The organism is Delftia sp. UME58, from assembly GCF_014170385.1.
Classification (GTDB): Bacteria; Pseudomonadota; Gammaproteobacteria; order Burkholderiales; family Burkholderiaceae_C; genus Comamonas; species Comamonas acidovorans.
The window spans coordinates 69,080-82,221 of the sequence record NZ_LZZV01000032.1; the positions used below are offsets into that span (position 1 = coordinate 69,080).

Consider the following 13,142-nt stretch of genomic DNA (forward strand, 5'->3'; position numbering starts at 1 on the left):
GAAGTTCAGCGGTTGCGGCCCGCCAGCCGCACGGCCAGTGCTGCCGCCGAAGCCGCGCAGGCCAGGGCCACCACCCCGCTCCAGCCCCACTGTCCCAGGGCCAGGGTGCCCAGCGCCGAGCCCGAGGCCATGCCGATGAACACGCCCGTGAACAGCAGCGCATTGAGCCGGCTGCGGGCAGCCGGGTCCAGGCCATACACCAGGGTCTGGTGCGCCACCAGCGTCGCCTGGATGCCGAAGTCGAAACCGATGGCGCTGGCCACCAGCAGCGGCAGCCGGGCCGCAGCCGGCAGCCAGGGCGACAGTGCCAGCAGGGCAAACGACGCCAGGGCCAGGCCTGCACCCAGGCAGGTCACGCGCTGCGGACCGCTGCGGTCGGCCAGCCGGCCTGCCAGCGGCGCGGCCAGCGCACCGGCGGCGCCCGCCAGGCCCAGAGCGCCGGCTGCGGCGCTGCCCATGTGGAACTGCTGGTGCAGCATCACGGCCAGCGTGGACCAGAAGGCGCTGAAGGCCACCGACAGCAGGCCCTGGGCCAGGGCCGCACGGCGCAGCGCGGGCTGGCCGCGCCACAGCTGCACCATGGAGCCCAGCAGCGCGCCATAGCCCAGTTGCGTGGTGGGCCTGAAACTGGGCAGCCCGCGCCACAGGGCTGCCCCCAGCACAGCCATGGCAGCGGCTGCCAGCAGGTAGACGCTGCGCCAGCCGCCATGCTCGGCCAGCAGCCCGCTGACCACGCGCGACAGCAAAATGCCCAGCAGCAGCCCCGTCATCACCGTGCCCACCACCTTGCCACGCTGGTGCTCGGGCGCCAGCGTGGCGGCGGCCGGCACCACATCCTGCGCCAGGGTGGCGGCCAGGCCCACGGCCAGGCTGGCGGCCAGCAGCGGCGCCAGGCCCGGGGCCAGCCCGCTGGCCAGCAGGGCCAGCATCAGCGCGGCGGTCTTGGCCAGGATGATGCGCCGGCGGTCCATGCGGTCGCCCAGCGGGGCCAGCAGCAAAATGCCCAGCGCATAGCCCAGCTGGGTCAGCGTGGGCACGAAGCCCACGGCGCGCTCGCCCGCGTCCAGGTCGGGGCCGAGCACGCCCAGCATGGGCTGGCTGTAGTAGAGCGAGGCCACGCCCACGCCCGCCGTGGTCGCCATCAGCAGCACCAGCGAGCGGGGCACGCCGGACGCCTTTTCGCCGTTGGCCGCTTGGTTATGCGTAGATTGAATGCAAGACATGTTGATCCGCCGATACGGCGTGTTTGAGAAGCGATGGCCGTAGTGTGGTGCGATGCAGCAACCCACGGTAGTGGCTGCGTCCGCAGAATCGATATACGCTTTGCGTATGACAATCGCCGACCTCTCCCTGCCTTCGGGCGCAGACCGCATCGAACTGCTGCAGACCTTTGTGCGCATCGTCGAAAGCGGCAGTCTCTCGGCCGCCGCGCAGCAGATGTCCACCACCCAGCCCACGGTCAGCCGGCGTCTGCAGACGCTGGAGCGTGCGCTGGGCCTGCGCCTGCTGCGGCGCTCCACCCACGCCATGGCGCTGACCGACGACGGCGAGCGCTGCCTGGCGCACGCACGCGAACTGCTCGATACATGGCGGGCGCTGGAGTCCGACCTGCGCGGCGCCCAGGACACGCCGCGCGGCCTGCTGCGCGTGGTCGCGCCCCACGCCTTCGGCCAGGACCAGCTCATGGCGCCGCTGCTGCAGTTCCTGGGCCGCCATCCGGCCGTCAAGGTCGAGTGGCTGCTGCATGACCGCCAGCCGGACTTCATTGCCGAGGGCATCGACTGCGCCGTGCAGGTGGGCGCCGTGGTCGATCCATCGGTGGTCGCGCTGCGCGTGGCCGAGGTGCCGCGCATTGCCGTGGCCGCGCCTGCCTTGCTGGGGCAGGGCAGCGTGCCCCAGCACCCGCGCGAGCTGCATGGGCTGCCCTGGATTGCGCTGCGCACTTTCTACCAGCGCGAGCTGGAACTGCACCGCGTGGGCGATGAGCGGGTGTGCAAATCCTGGCGCCTGCAGTTCGAGCCCCGGCTCAGCACCGACAGCCTTTATGCGCTGCGCAACGCTGCCCTGGGCGGGCTGGGTGCGGCCCTGGCATCGGCCTGGATCGTGCGCGACGATCTGGAGGCGGGCCGCCTGGTGCACCTGGCCCCGGACTGGCAGGCCGCGCCGCTGCCCGTGCACCTGGTGTATCCGCCGGCGCGCCACCAGCCGGCGCGGCTGCGCGCCTTCATCGCGGCCATGCGGGAGGTCATGCCGGGACTCACCGGAATGCGCGCGCCGCTGCCCTGAGCCGTTCGCCCGCCGCTGTTGCGGCGGCGCGTCACCGCCCGGTTTGCCAACGGTAAGCATGGCAACTGCATAGGATAATAAGAATCATTTGCGATCTTCTTCGCGATTGGCTTTTCCTCCATGCCGTCCCCCTCCACGCTACAACCGCCCGCCGAGCCCCTGCTGGCCCAGCTGGTGCAGCACTATGACGAACTGGTCGGTTTCCTGCGCCACCGCTTCGGCGATGAATGCCAGCCCCGTGAAATCGTCAACGAGCTGTGCCTGCGGTTGATGGAGCGGCCCGTTCCCCAGGGCATTGCCAACCCTCTGGCCTTTCTGCGCCATCTGGCGCGCGACCTGGCCATAGACCGCCATCGGGCCCAGGCGCGCCGGCCCGAAACGCCCTTCGATGGCGCCGAGCTGGAAGAGCGCCTTGCCCCCACCGCAGCCATGCCGCTGTCCCCGCCCGAGCTGGCCGTGGCCGCCGCCCAGCGCCAGCGCGCGCTGCTGGTGGCCATAGAGCAGCTGCCCCAGGCCAGCCGCGAGGCCTTCATCCTCACCAAGCTCTACGGCATGCCGCAGGAAGAGGCCGCACAGCGCATGGGCATCTCGCGCGGCATGGTGGCCCGCCATCTGGCGCGTGCACTGCGCGATGTGCAGCCCGTGCTCACGGCCGACCATGCCGCCTGAGATCACGCGCAGCACAGGCGGCACGCGCAGCGCGCGCCAGGGTGCTTCTGCGCAGTCTTCGGGGCGCAGCGCCCATCTTCCTGTCGATGACGCCCTGGCCCCCTTTGCCGACATGCTGCGCCGGCACCTGCCCACGCCCGAGGAAATCGAGCAGGCCGCCGCCCAGCGCCAGAAACTGCGCCAGCGCAGGGCGCTGCGCGCAGGCACGGCTGCGGCCCTGGCGGCGCTGGCGCTGCTGCTCTGGGTCGACCCCGCGCTGCAGCGCCAGACCCTGGCCACGGCCATGGGCCAGCGCCAGAGCTGGCAACTGGCCGATGGCAGCGAGGTGCGGCTGAACACCGGCTCGCGCGTGCAAGTGGCGCAGCACCTGCGCTCTCGCCGCCTGGTGCTGGACCAGGGGGAGGCGTCCTTCGAGGTATCCCATGCCTTCTGGCACGGCTGGCTGCCCTGGCTGCAGCGGCCCTTCACCGTGCAGGCCGGCGGCGTGGTGGTGCAGGACATCGGCACCGTGTTCGGCGTGCACCGCCATGACGATGGTGCCGACATCACCGTGCTGCAGGGCAGGGTGCGCGTGCATTCCATGGATGGTGGCGGCGCGCCCGTGCAGCTGTCCACCGGCCAGCACCTGCGCACGCGCGCCGGCCGGCCGCTGCCGCAGCTCGTGCTGGCAGAGGCGGGCGACGGCGCCGCTGCCCTGGCCGCCCTGGCCTGGCGGGAGGGCCGCCTGGTGCTGGACGGCACGCCGCTGTCCGAGGCCGTGGCGCAGATGCAGCGCTACCGCAGCGCACCCATCGTGCTGGCCGACCGGCATGCGGCGCAGCTGCGCATCTCGGGGCAGTTCGACCTGGACCGTATCGACCAGTTGCTGGACCTGCTGCCCCGCCTTGCCCCCGTGCAGGTGCGGCATGAGGACGACGGCCGCGTGCTGATCTCCACGCGCCACAGGTAGGCGCAGGTAGGCGCAGGTAGGCCGCCCGGCAGTTGTCCCTGCAGCCGCTGGCCTGATCCAGAAATTTTCCGTGGCCATGTGTACAAACCTGCGCGCCGCAGCGGCTTACAGGCAGACCGGCATTGCGCCCGGGGCCGATCAGGCCCTGGAGGGGCCTGCCGCCACCGCCGTACCCCGTATTCCGTACCCAACGCCTCAGGAGAGATGTCGCCATGAACCCTTCCGCTACCGTCACCGGCCTGCCGCGCCTTCGCATGGCGGCCCTGGCCGCCGCACTGTGCATTGCCGGCCTGGCCCATGCCCAGCCCCTGGCCGTGGACCTGCCGGCCCAGCCGCTGGCCCAGTCGCTGAACGCGCTGGCGCGCCAAAGCGGCGCCCAGATCATCTTCCTCACCGATGTGGCCCAGGGCCTGCAGGCGCCCGCGCTGCGCGGCACGCTGGAAGTGCGCGAGGCCCTGCAGCGCCTGCTGGCCGGCAGCGGCCTGCAGGTGCGTGCGCAGGATGAGCGCACCTTCACCGTGGAGCGCAGCGGCGGCCCGGCTGCCGGCTCCGGCGCGGCGGGCGCCGTCATGGCAGAAGTGCGCGTGCTGGCCTCGCGCGCGGAGGACACGGCCTACTACGCCCCCTCGGCCGCCAGTGGCACCAAGACCGAGGCGCCGCTGCGCGACGTGCCCCAGACCATCAATGTGATCCCCCAGCAGGTCATGCGCGACCAGGCCGCCACCTCGCTGCAGGACACGCTGCGCAACGTGGCCGGCGTCGGCCTGTCGCACGGCGACGGCCAGCGCGACCAGGTCAGCATCCGCGGCTTCACCAGCATCGGCGACCAGTTCGTGGATGGCTTCCGCGACGATGCGCTGTATTTCCGCGACCTCTCCAACATCGAGCGCGTGGAAGTCGTCAAGGGCCCGGCCGCCGTGCTCTATGGCCGGGGTTCCTCGGGCGGCCTGGTCAACCGCGTGACCAAGAAGCCGGGCGTCAATGTCTCCGACGTGGCCGTCAGCGTGGGAAGCTGGGCCGACAAGCGTGCCGAATTCGACGTGGGCCGCGCGCCCGAGGGCAGCGACTGGTCCTGGCGCGTCACCGGCGCCGCCGAAGACGCCAACAGCTACCGCAGCCAGCAGTTCCTCAAGCGCGAGACCATCGCCCCCTCCGTCATGTGGAAGCCGGACGGCAACACCTCGCTGACGCTGCAGGCCGAGCTGCTGCGCGACAAGCGCGTCACCGACTTCGGCATTCCCGCCTACCGCGGCCGCCCCGTGGATGTGGCGCCCGGCACCTACTACGGCTCGGCCAATGCGCGCGATGCGGACACCTCCGAATCCACCGTGGGCTCCTTCACCGCCACCTTCAACCACCGTTTCTCGGACACGCTGCGCGTGCGCAACGCGCTGCGCTACTACCACTACGAGCTGGACCGCCAGAACACCTTGCCGGCCGGCACCACCAACGAGGCGGCCGGCACCGTGGCGCTGACCCGCTCGGGCGTGGACCGCAACGAGCACGGCATCTTCAACCAGACCGAGCTGATCCAGAATTTCAGCACCGGCAGCGTGCAGCATGAAGTGCTCTACGGCCTGGAGCTGGGCCAGCAGAACAAGGATGCGCTGTCCTACAGCGGCGGCACCCTGGCCAACGTGAACCTCTGGAACCCCGTGCTGCCCGTGGCCCCGCTCAACGGCGGCGGCACCTTGAGCGGCAGCACGCTCAACCGCTACCTCACGCGGGCCCTGTACCTGCAGGACCAGGTCACGCTGTCGCCGCAGTGGAAGCTGCTGGTGGGCCTGCGCCATGACCGCTTCGGCCAGGAAACCGACAACCGCCTGGCCGGCCAGAGCGACTTCAACCGCACGGACTCCACCTGGAGCCCACGCGCCGGCCTGGTGTGGCAGCCCGATGCCGTGCAGTCCTATTACCTGTCGGTCAGCCGCTCCTACCAGCCTTCGGCCGAGATGTTTGCGCTGTCGGCCATCAATGCCGCCATCAAACCGGAAAGCACCACCAACTATGAAGTGGGCGGCAAATGGGACCTGATGGACGGCAAGGCCATGGCGACGGCATCGCTGTTCCAGCTGGAGCGCACCGACATCAAGACCACCAACCCGGCCCAGCCCACCCAACTGATTCCCATCGGCACGCAGCGCACGCGCGGCCTGGAGCTGTCGCTGTCCGGCGAACTGCGCCCCGGCACCCAGGCCACCTTCAGCTACGCCTACCTGGATGCCGTGGTCACCGAATCCACCACCGTGGACGCCGGCCAGCCCGTGCAGGGCAAGCGAGCCACCATCACGCCCAGGAACTCCCTGTCTGTCTGGCTGACCCAGCGCCTGGGCGATGCCTGGACCGTGGGCGGCGGCCTCAACTACGTGGGCGACCGCTTTGCCAACCCCGGCAACACCGTCACGCTGCCCGCCTACACGGTGGTGGACGCCATGGCCCAGTACCGCATCGGCCGTGCCACCACGGTGCAGCTGAACCTGCGCAACCTGTTCGACCGCCGCTACATCGTCTCGGCCCACGGCACCAGCCCCAACCTGAACCTGCCGGGTGCGCCGCGCAATGTGATGGTGACGCTGCGGCACAGCTTCTGAGGCCGCGCCGGCAGCGCCGGCCTCTGCAAAAAGACAAAGGCCCACGCAAGTGGGCCTTTGTCCATCTGGGGCGTTGCCGTTTACTCGGTCGCCTTCTTCAGCGATTCCTTGGCGTTGTCTGCCGACTGCTTGGAGCGCTTCTTGTGGTAGTCCGACTTGACGTTGTTCACGGCCTTGCCGACCGGCCCGCTGTCCTTGGCCTTGGCGTCGGCCTGCTTTTCCTTCACCTTGTGGTCCGCGGCGTCGGCGGCTTCGGAGGCGGCCTTTCCCACCTGGGCATGGGCGGGCGACAGGCCTGCGGCGAAGGCAAGGGAAATGGCGGTGGCAAGCAGCAGTTTTTTCATGGAATAGGTGTCCTGTGATGAGGTGGCTGCATGGTGCGCCAGTCCGCTGGTGCCGCCTTGTAGGAGCAGGGCTGTGCTGCGCGCGGGCACTGCGGCCCAAGCGCAGAAGGGCTTCCGACGGCAGCTTGCTTCGGTGTCCGACATGGGGCTGCCGGCCGAGCTTCTAGCCTTGGAGCAACCCACGCCACACCCAAGAAGGACACACCATGATCACAGCCGAACCCACCATGACCAACCTCTTCGATCAGCTGGGACTGGACTCCAGCCCGGAGGGCATCCGTCAGTTCATTCTTTCGCACCGCCTCGAGAAAAACACGCTGCTGGTGGACGCTCCGTTCTGGACCGATGCGCAACGCGCCCTGTTCTCGCAGCAGTGGCATGCCGACGCGACCTGGGCGCTGGTGGTGGACCAGCTCAGCGAGGCCTTGCATTCCGAGCCCGACCTGGACGCCGTGCCTGTCCCAGCGGCTTCCGAGCACGAGCAGGAAGCGCGTCCCTGATCCTGTGATGCAACCGCTTGCGATGAATCCGTGCTGCTTACAATTTTCGCGGCGCATTCAACCCATTTGCCTACGGAGTCGCTCACATGCTGACCTCGAATGGTCTGGCGTCTGCCTCTCCAGGCTCCGACGCTCTCTTGCCCCTTGACCCGGGCCACGCCGTTCTGGATGCGTTTCCCGATGCCGTCTTTGTCGTTGGGCTCGATGGTCGCCTGGCCCACTGCAACCGCCAGGCCCGCAGCCTGCTGGACCACTCGGGAGATGCGCTGGAGGGCTGCGTTTTCGAGGAGCGTTTCGTTGCCCAGGCTGCGCGTGCAGGCTGGGCAAGCCGCCAGTGGGAGCCGGCCCAGGCCGCACAGCCCCGGCAGGCCAACTGCTGGCCGCTGCTGACCTGTTCAGGGCACGAGCGGCCCGTGGCTTCGAGCGCATCGCGCATACGGCTGCTGGACGGCAGCCCGGCGTTGCTTTTGTGCGTGCGCGAGGCCGATGCGCACCGGCCTGCAGCGCCGCCGTCCTCCCCGCCGTCCTCCCCGTTGCCCAGCCCGCTTTCCAGCGCCGAGCGCAGCTTTGCCTTGCTGGTGCAAAGCGTGACCGACTATGCGATCTACATGCTCGACCCCGAAGGCCGCATCGTGAGCTGGAACCTGGGCGCCAAGCGCATCAAGGGCTATGAAGAGGACGAGGTCCTCAACACCCATTTCTCGCGCTTTTACACGCCGGAAGACCGGCAGGCCGGCCTGCCGCAGGCGGGGCTGCGCACGGCGGTCAGCGCGGGCCGCATGGAGGCCGAAGGCCTGCGCGTGCGCAAGGATGGTTCGCGCTTCTGGGCCTCGGTGGTCATCGATGCCATCTACGATGACGGCCGGCTGACCGGCTTTGCCAAGGTCACCCGCGATGTGACCGAGCGCAAGGCTGCCGAGGCCCAGCTGCGCCAGGCCTTGAAAATGGAGGCCATTGGCCGCTTCACGGGTGGCGTGGCCCATGACTTCAACAACCTGCTGATGGCGGTGCTCAGCAGCCTGGAGCTGCTGCGCAAGCGCATGCCGCCCGACGAGCGGCTGCGCGCGCTGGTGGAGACCGCCACGCGCGGCGCCCAGCGTGGCGCCTCGCTGACCCAGCGCATGATGGCTTTTGCGAGGCAGCAGGAATTGAAGACGGAGGCCGTGGATGTCGCCGTGCTGCTGACCGGCCTGCAAGGCCTGCTGCAGCAGGCAGCGGGCCCGCATATCTTTCTCAAGATGGCCCTGGCCGCCAACCTGCCGCGCATCCTCACCGACCCCGGCCAGTTCGAGAGCAGCCTCCTCAATCTGGTGGGCAATTCGCGCGATGCCATGCCGGGCGGCGGTGTCATCAAGATCACGGCTGCCGTGGAAACGACGCTGCCGCGCCAGCTTGCGGGCCTTGCCGCAGGCTCGTATGTCTGCGTGCGCGTGGAGGACACCGGCGAGGGCATGGACGAGCAGACGCTGTCCCGCGTGGTCGAGCCCTTCTTCACCACCAAGGGCGTGGGCAAGGGCACCGGCCTGGGCCTGGCCATGGTGGACGGGCTGGTGGCCCAATCCGGCGGCAAGCTCGTGCTGCACAGCACACCGGGCAACGGCACCACGGTGGAGATGTGGATGCCCGTCTCCAAGGACGAGAGCACGGCCTGCCACCTGGGCTCCCAGCGCATGCAGGACGTGGGGCCCATGCACGTGCTGCTGGTGGACGACGACCCGCTGGTGCTGGCCAACGCCTCGGCCCTGCTGGAGGACCTGGGCCACCATGTCACGGCCCTCAGCGCCGGGCAGGAGGCCGTCGACCTGCTCGCCCGCCAGGCACGCTTTGACGTGGTCATCTCCGACTACGCCATGCCGGGCATGAATGGCGTCGAGCTGGCCGAACACATTGCGCAGCGGTACCCGGGCTTGAATTTCATCCTGGCCAGCGGCTTTGCAGACATCCCGGCGCTGCCCCCTGGAATGGCGCGGCTGGCCAAGCCGTATTCGCAGGAAGATCTGAGCCAGTTGCTGCATCAGTTGGTGAGGGCGTGAGCCTTCAGCCGACATGAACCCGGTTGCGGCCCTTCGCCTTGGCGGCGTACAGGGCCGCATCCGCCTGCGATATCAGTTCATCCACCGTGGTGTCGCCGGGCTGGATGGTGGTCACTCCGATGCTGACGGTGCAATGCGGCATATCCGAGGACGCGGGCGATGCGTCCAGCGCGGCCCGCATGCGTTCTGCCAGGGCGCTGGCACCTTCGGCATCGGTCTCGGGAAGCAGCACGATGAATTCCTCGCCGCCGTAACGCCCGAGCCGGTCCGCCGATCGCAGTTGCGATTGCATGAGTCTGACGAAATGGGACAGAACGCGGTCTCCCGTCAAATGCCCATGCCCGTCGTTGATGCGCTTGAAGTGGTCGATATCGAGCATCAACAGTGAAAAGGGCTTGCCATAGCGGTTCCAGCGGGCCAGTTCCTCGGAGCAGGCCGCCAGTGTCGATCGACGCGTCTGCGCCCCTGTCAGTGCGTCGTGCGTGGCCAGGTACTCGAACTCGGCGCGCACCCGTTCACCGGCCATCAGCAAGGCACCGATGCTCACCAGCAGGACCGAGAAGCTGAAAGTGGCAATGTAGAGGGTCTGGACCGTGGACTGCGCAAACCTGTGGGTATCCGCCTGATCCAGCCAAAGGGTGGAAACGGCCCGGCCCATCAGCACCAGGGCCTGCACCCACAGCACTGCGGCGGTGAAGCGTGTGGCGAATCCCTTGCCATGCTGCCCCAGCAGGCGTGCGTGCTCGATGACGATGGCGGCCAGGCAACCGCTGAAAATCAGCACGCGCACGCGGTAGTCCGGGTAGACATGGGTGAGCAGGGCCAGCAGCACCAGGACTCCGGCAATCACCGCGGTCCATTTGCGTGCCGAAGAGGGGCGGCCCAGCGAACGCTCGCTTCCAAGCAGGAAGAGGGTGACGCCCGCCAGCAGCAGCCCGTTGCCGACAGAAGCCACCAGTGCGGTCGGCAGTACGCCATCCAGACCGTAGAAGAGGGTGGAGGCCGCACACAGCAAGGGTGCCGCACCCCAAAGGCCCATGCCTCTTATCGATGGCGGGTAGGTCCGGCGCAGACCCAGGAGCACAACACCCATGACCATGCCGATCATTCCCGCCATGACGGCCAGGGAGCGAAGGTCAAGATGGGGCATCGAGCTCCTCTGGCTTGTGTGTGCGCCTGCGTGGGGTGCCTGTGGGTCTTGGGGCGCGCGGGCTGGGCGATCGGCTCCCCGTCCACGCTGGTCTGTTGCGATTCTAGTGGTGTGCCGAACGGCCGCGATGCCGTCCGCGGGTCAAGGCAACGGCGCCGCGCATGCCGGGCGCGGCGATCTGTCTGGCTCAGACACCTGCCTTCTCGAACAGCCGGCGCAATACCTGCATGGGCAGGAACCTGACCTTTCGCCGTTTCAGTTCCCGCCGGAACAGGCGCTCGCGTTCAATGAAGTTGATCTTGGGTTTCATCTTGTTTTGGGGCTGCAATGGACGAAGCGCAACAATCTACTGGCGAACGCCACCGCTGCTGTAACACCGTGTCAGCGATGCGGCGGGCTTTCCGGTTGCCGCTCGGCCCTATGGCCCGCGCCATTGGGCATGCCGCACGCCAAGCTGCAGCTGCTGGATGCGGCGGTGGATGGTGGAGCGGCTGACGCCGAGCTGGCGTGCGGCCTCTGAGACGTTGCCCTGGCATTGGGCAAGCAGTTGCTCCAGCGCCTGTGCGGCGGGCTCGCTGGTGTTGTGGGCCAGGGTGGCGGTGCAGGGCGGGGTGCCGTGCAGCGCATCGGGCAGGTGGTCGGGCTCGATGCTGCCGTCGCCATCGTGCCCGCACAGGGCTGCGGCGTAGCGCAGCGCGTTGTGCAGCTCGCGCAGGTTGCCGGGCCAGGCGTGCGCGGCCAGCAGGGCGCGGGCCGCATCGCCCAGGTGCAGATGGCTGGCCAGTGTGGCCAGCATCTGGTCGGCAATGGCCTGCAGGTCGCTGCGCTGGCGCAGCGCGGGCAGGTGCAGCTCGGCGGCGTTGAGGCGGTAGAGCAGGTCTTCGCGGAAGCTTGCGCGCCGCACCAGCTCTGCCAGCGGCCGGTGCGAGGCGGAGATGAAGCGCACGGACACCGCGCGTGGCGCGCGGGCGCCCAGCGGGGTGATTTCGGATTCGGACAGGACACGCAGCAGCTTGGCCTGCAGGGCCAGTGGCATGTCGCCGATCTCGTCGAGGAACAGCGTGCCTTCGTGCGCCGCTGCGATCAGCCCTTCGCGGCCCTTGCTGGCGCCGCCGGTCCAGGTGCCGGGCAGGTAGCCGAACAGCTCGCTTTCCAGCAGTGCCTCGGGAATGGCTGCGCAGTTGATGGCGACGAAGGCACCGCTGCGGCCGCTGCAGGCATGCAGCGCGCGGGCCAGGTATTCCTTGCCTGCGCCGGTCTCCCCCTGCACCAGGATGGGCAGCGTTTGCGGTGCGAGCCGTGCGGCCTTGCGCAGCAGCGTCTGCAGCTTGGCATCGCCCGTGTCCAGCGCCTGCAGTGCTGCCGGCAGCGGAGGCTGCGCCGGCGTTGCCTGCGCGCGCAGGCGGCGCGTCGGGTGCTGTGGCTCCATGGCATGGGCGAAGAGGATGCTGCCGTCGCGGGCGCGGATGATGCGCTCCTGCGCCGGGCGATGGCGGCGCAGCTCGGGCAGGTGGCGCAGGTCCACGTCGAAGAAGCGCTCCAGCGGCTGGCCGATGAGCTTCTGGCGCTGGCGCCAGTCCAGCTGCGCTGCGGCCACCAGCAGGCGGGCGCCCGCGTGGGTCATGGCGCGAATGCGGCCCCGTGCGTCCACGCTGATGGAGGCGTCGGGATCGACGTCGAGGAAATCGGGCGACTGCGCCAGGCGCACCACCCAGTCCTGGCCGGACTGGGCCATCAGGTTGGCCTGCTCCACGCGCCGTGCGGCGGCCACGACGAGGTTCAGCGCCAGGTTCTGGCTGGCCCGCTCGGCGGGCGAGCGCAGCAGCGACAGGTCCAGCACCGCTGCGAGTTCACCGTGCATGTCGTAGATGGGCGCGGCCGTGCAGGACAGGCCGGTGTGGGTGAAGTCGAAATGATCGCTCTGGTGCACGGTCAGCGCCTCGCCCGTTTCCAGGCAGGCCCCCACGGCCGAGGTACCCGAGTGGTCCTCACGCCACTGCGCGCCCAGGTACAGGCCTGCGCGGCGCAGGTCGCCGGCGTCGGCCTCGTGCCCGAGGAAGTCCACGGCCACGCCGTGCCGGTCTGCCAGCAGCAGCACGTAGTCCAGGCCCTTGAGCTGCTGGTACAGCCGCTCCAGCGCATGGCGGGCAATGTGGATCAGCGGCTCGGATTCCTCGCGGTGCGCGCGCAACTGGCCATCGGTGACGATGTGGGCTTCGCTGGTATGCGCCGGGTCGAGCCGGTGGGAGTCGATGCAGCGGCGCCAGCTGCGCAGCACGGCGCGGTCGCGCTCTTGCCCGCGGTTGGAGTAGCCCAGGCCGAAGGCTTCGATTTCCTGGATGTGCGAGGCGTAGGACTGCAGGGGCATGGCGTGGAGTCGATGCGGGCTTTGAACGTGCCGCAGACGATTCTGTGCCCTGTGCGGTGCAGCGCCAATCAAGACTTACCCACTGCTCCTGTTGCGCTGCAGCACGCCTGGTGCGACAGGTGTCGCATGGCTGCCCCACCTGTCGCGGGCGGCAACGCCGGGCAGCGGGGCGCAAGGCGCAGGGTTTGTACCGGAGGGACGCCGGCAACCCCTTGATTTGTCTGGCGCCTCCTGCCGCCAGGTCTGTCTGGC

Annotated in this window: 11 protein-coding genes; 6 read left to right on the forward strand and 5 right to left on the reverse strand. The window is 69.2% G+C overall.

Annotated features, from left to right (window positions below):
- Positions 1–5: 5 nt before the first annotated feature.
- Entirely contained in the window at positions 6–1,223 is a 1,218-nt protein-coding gene (locus tag A9976_RS10970; RefSeq protein WP_183019034.1) for an MFS transporter, read from the reverse strand.
- 106 nt (positions 1,224–1,329) lie between these two features.
- Between A9976_RS10970 and A9976_RS10975 the strand changes: the two genes are divergently transcribed.
- From A9976_RS10975 to A9976_RS10990, 4 genes are all read left to right on the forward strand, one after another.
- Entirely contained in the window at positions 1,330–2,286 is a 957-nt protein-coding gene (locus A9976_RS10975; protein ID WP_183019035.1) for a LysR family transcriptional regulator, read from the forward strand.
- A gap of 120 nt (positions 2,287–2,406) precedes the next feature.
- The gene (locus A9976_RS10980; RefSeq protein WP_183019036.1) at positions 2,407–2,955 is read left to right on the forward strand and encodes an RNA polymerase sigma factor; all 549 of its coding nucleotides are present in this window, start codon (positions 2,407–2,409) and stop codon (positions 2,953–2,955) included.
- Entirely contained in the window at positions 2,945–3,904 is a 960-nt protein-coding gene (locus tag A9976_RS10985) for a FecR family protein (RefSeq protein ID WP_183019037.1), read from the forward strand. The genes A9976_RS10980 and A9976_RS10985 overlap by 11 nt, the downstream gene beginning before the upstream one ends.
- 212 nt (positions 3,905–4,116) lie before the next feature.
- Positions 4,117–6,495, forward strand: coding sequence for a TonB-dependent siderophore receptor (locus A9976_RS10990; RefSeq protein ID WP_183019038.1), 2,379 nt, complete (start codon positions 4,117–4,119; stop codon positions 6,493–6,495).
- Positions 6,496–6,575: 80 nt separating this feature from the next.
- Here A9976_RS10990 and A9976_RS10995 read toward each other — a convergent pair whose 3' ends face one another.
- Positions 6,576–6,839: a hypothetical protein gene (locus A9976_RS10995; protein WP_063327954.1), complete on the reverse strand. Its 264-nt coding sequence runs from the start codon at positions 6,837–6,839 to the stop codon at positions 6,576–6,578.
- 206 nt (positions 6,840–7,045) lie between these two features.
- Between A9976_RS10995 and A9976_RS11000 the strand changes: the two genes are divergently transcribed.
- A complete protein-coding gene (locus tag A9976_RS11000) occupies positions 7,046–7,339 on the forward strand; it encodes a DUF2789 domain-containing protein (protein ID WP_183019039.1) in 294 nt (97 codons plus the stop codon).
- Between the two features lie 86 nt (positions 7,340–7,425).
- Positions 7,426–9,372, forward strand: coding sequence for a PAS domain-containing sensor histidine kinase (locus A9976_RS11005; RefSeq protein ID WP_183019040.1), 1,947 nt, complete (start codon positions 7,426–7,428; stop codon positions 9,370–9,372).
- 4 nt (positions 9,373–9,376) lie between these two features.
- On the opposite strand, the gene A9976_RS11010 is transcribed toward A9976_RS11005, so the two are convergent.
- From A9976_RS11010 to A9976_RS11015, 3 genes are all read right to left on the reverse strand, one after another.
- Complete coding sequence (locus A9976_RS11010) at positions 9,377–10,480, reverse strand: GGDEF domain-containing protein (RefSeq protein WP_259649177.1); 1,104 nt, start codon at positions 10,478–10,480, stop codon at positions 9,377–9,379.
- A 229-nt stretch (positions 10,481–10,709) separates the two neighbouring features.
- Positions 10,710–10,832: a hypothetical protein gene (locus A9976_RS31375; RefSeq protein WP_013803059.1), complete on the reverse strand. Its 123-nt coding sequence runs from the start codon at positions 10,830–10,832 to the stop codon at positions 10,710–10,712.
- 108 nt (positions 10,833–10,940) lie between these two features.
- Positions 10,941–12,890, reverse strand: a complete 1,950-nt coding sequence (locus tag A9976_RS11015) for a sigma-54-dependent Fis family transcriptional regulator (protein ID WP_183019042.1) — start codon at positions 12,888–12,890, stop codon at positions 10,941–10,943.
- Positions 12,891–13,142: the final 252 nt, after the last annotated feature.

Bases quoted from the DNA above. Each gene is read 5' to 3' on its own strand.
- A9976_RS10970 (WP_183019034.1), bottom strand. From the start codon at position 1,223: ATGTCTTGCATTCAATCTACGCATAACCAAGCGGCCAACGGCGAAAAG.
- A9976_RS10975 (WP_183019035.1), top strand. From the start codon at position 1,330: ATGACAATCGCCGACCTCTCCCTGCCTTCGGGCGCAGACCGCATCGAA.
- A9976_RS10980 (WP_183019036.1), top strand. From the start codon at position 2,407: ATGCCGTCCCCCTCCACGCTACAACCGCCCGCCGAGCCCCTGCTGGCC.
- A9976_RS10985 (WP_183019037.1), top strand. From the start codon at position 2,945: ATGCCGCCTGAGATCACGCGCAGCACAGGCGGCACGCGCAGCGCGCGC.
- A9976_RS10990 (WP_183019038.1), top strand. From the start codon at position 4,117: ATGAACCCTTCCGCTACCGTCACCGGCCTGCCGCGCCTTCGCATGGCG.
- A9976_RS10995 (WP_063327954.1), bottom strand. From the start codon at position 6,839: ATGAAAAAACTGCTGCTTGCCACCGCCATTTCCCTTGCCTTCGCCGCA.
- A9976_RS11000 (WP_183019039.1), top strand. From the start codon at position 7,046: ATGATCACAGCCGAACCCACCATGACCAACCTCTTCGATCAGCTGGGA.
- A9976_RS11005 (WP_183019040.1), top strand. From the start codon at position 7,426: ATGCTGACCTCGAATGGTCTGGCGTCTGCCTCTCCAGGCTCCGACGCT.
- A9976_RS11010 (WP_259649177.1), bottom strand. From the start codon at position 10,480: ATGATCGGCATGGTCATGGGTGTTGTGCTCCTGGGTCTGCGCCGGACC.
- A9976_RS31375 (WP_013803059.1), bottom strand. From the start codon at position 10,832: ATGAAACCCAAGATCAACTTCATTGAACGCGAGCGCCTGTTCCGGCGG.
- A9976_RS11015 (WP_183019042.1), bottom strand. From the start codon at position 12,890: ATGCCCCTGCAGTCCTACGCCTCGCACATCCAGGAAATCGAAGCCTTC.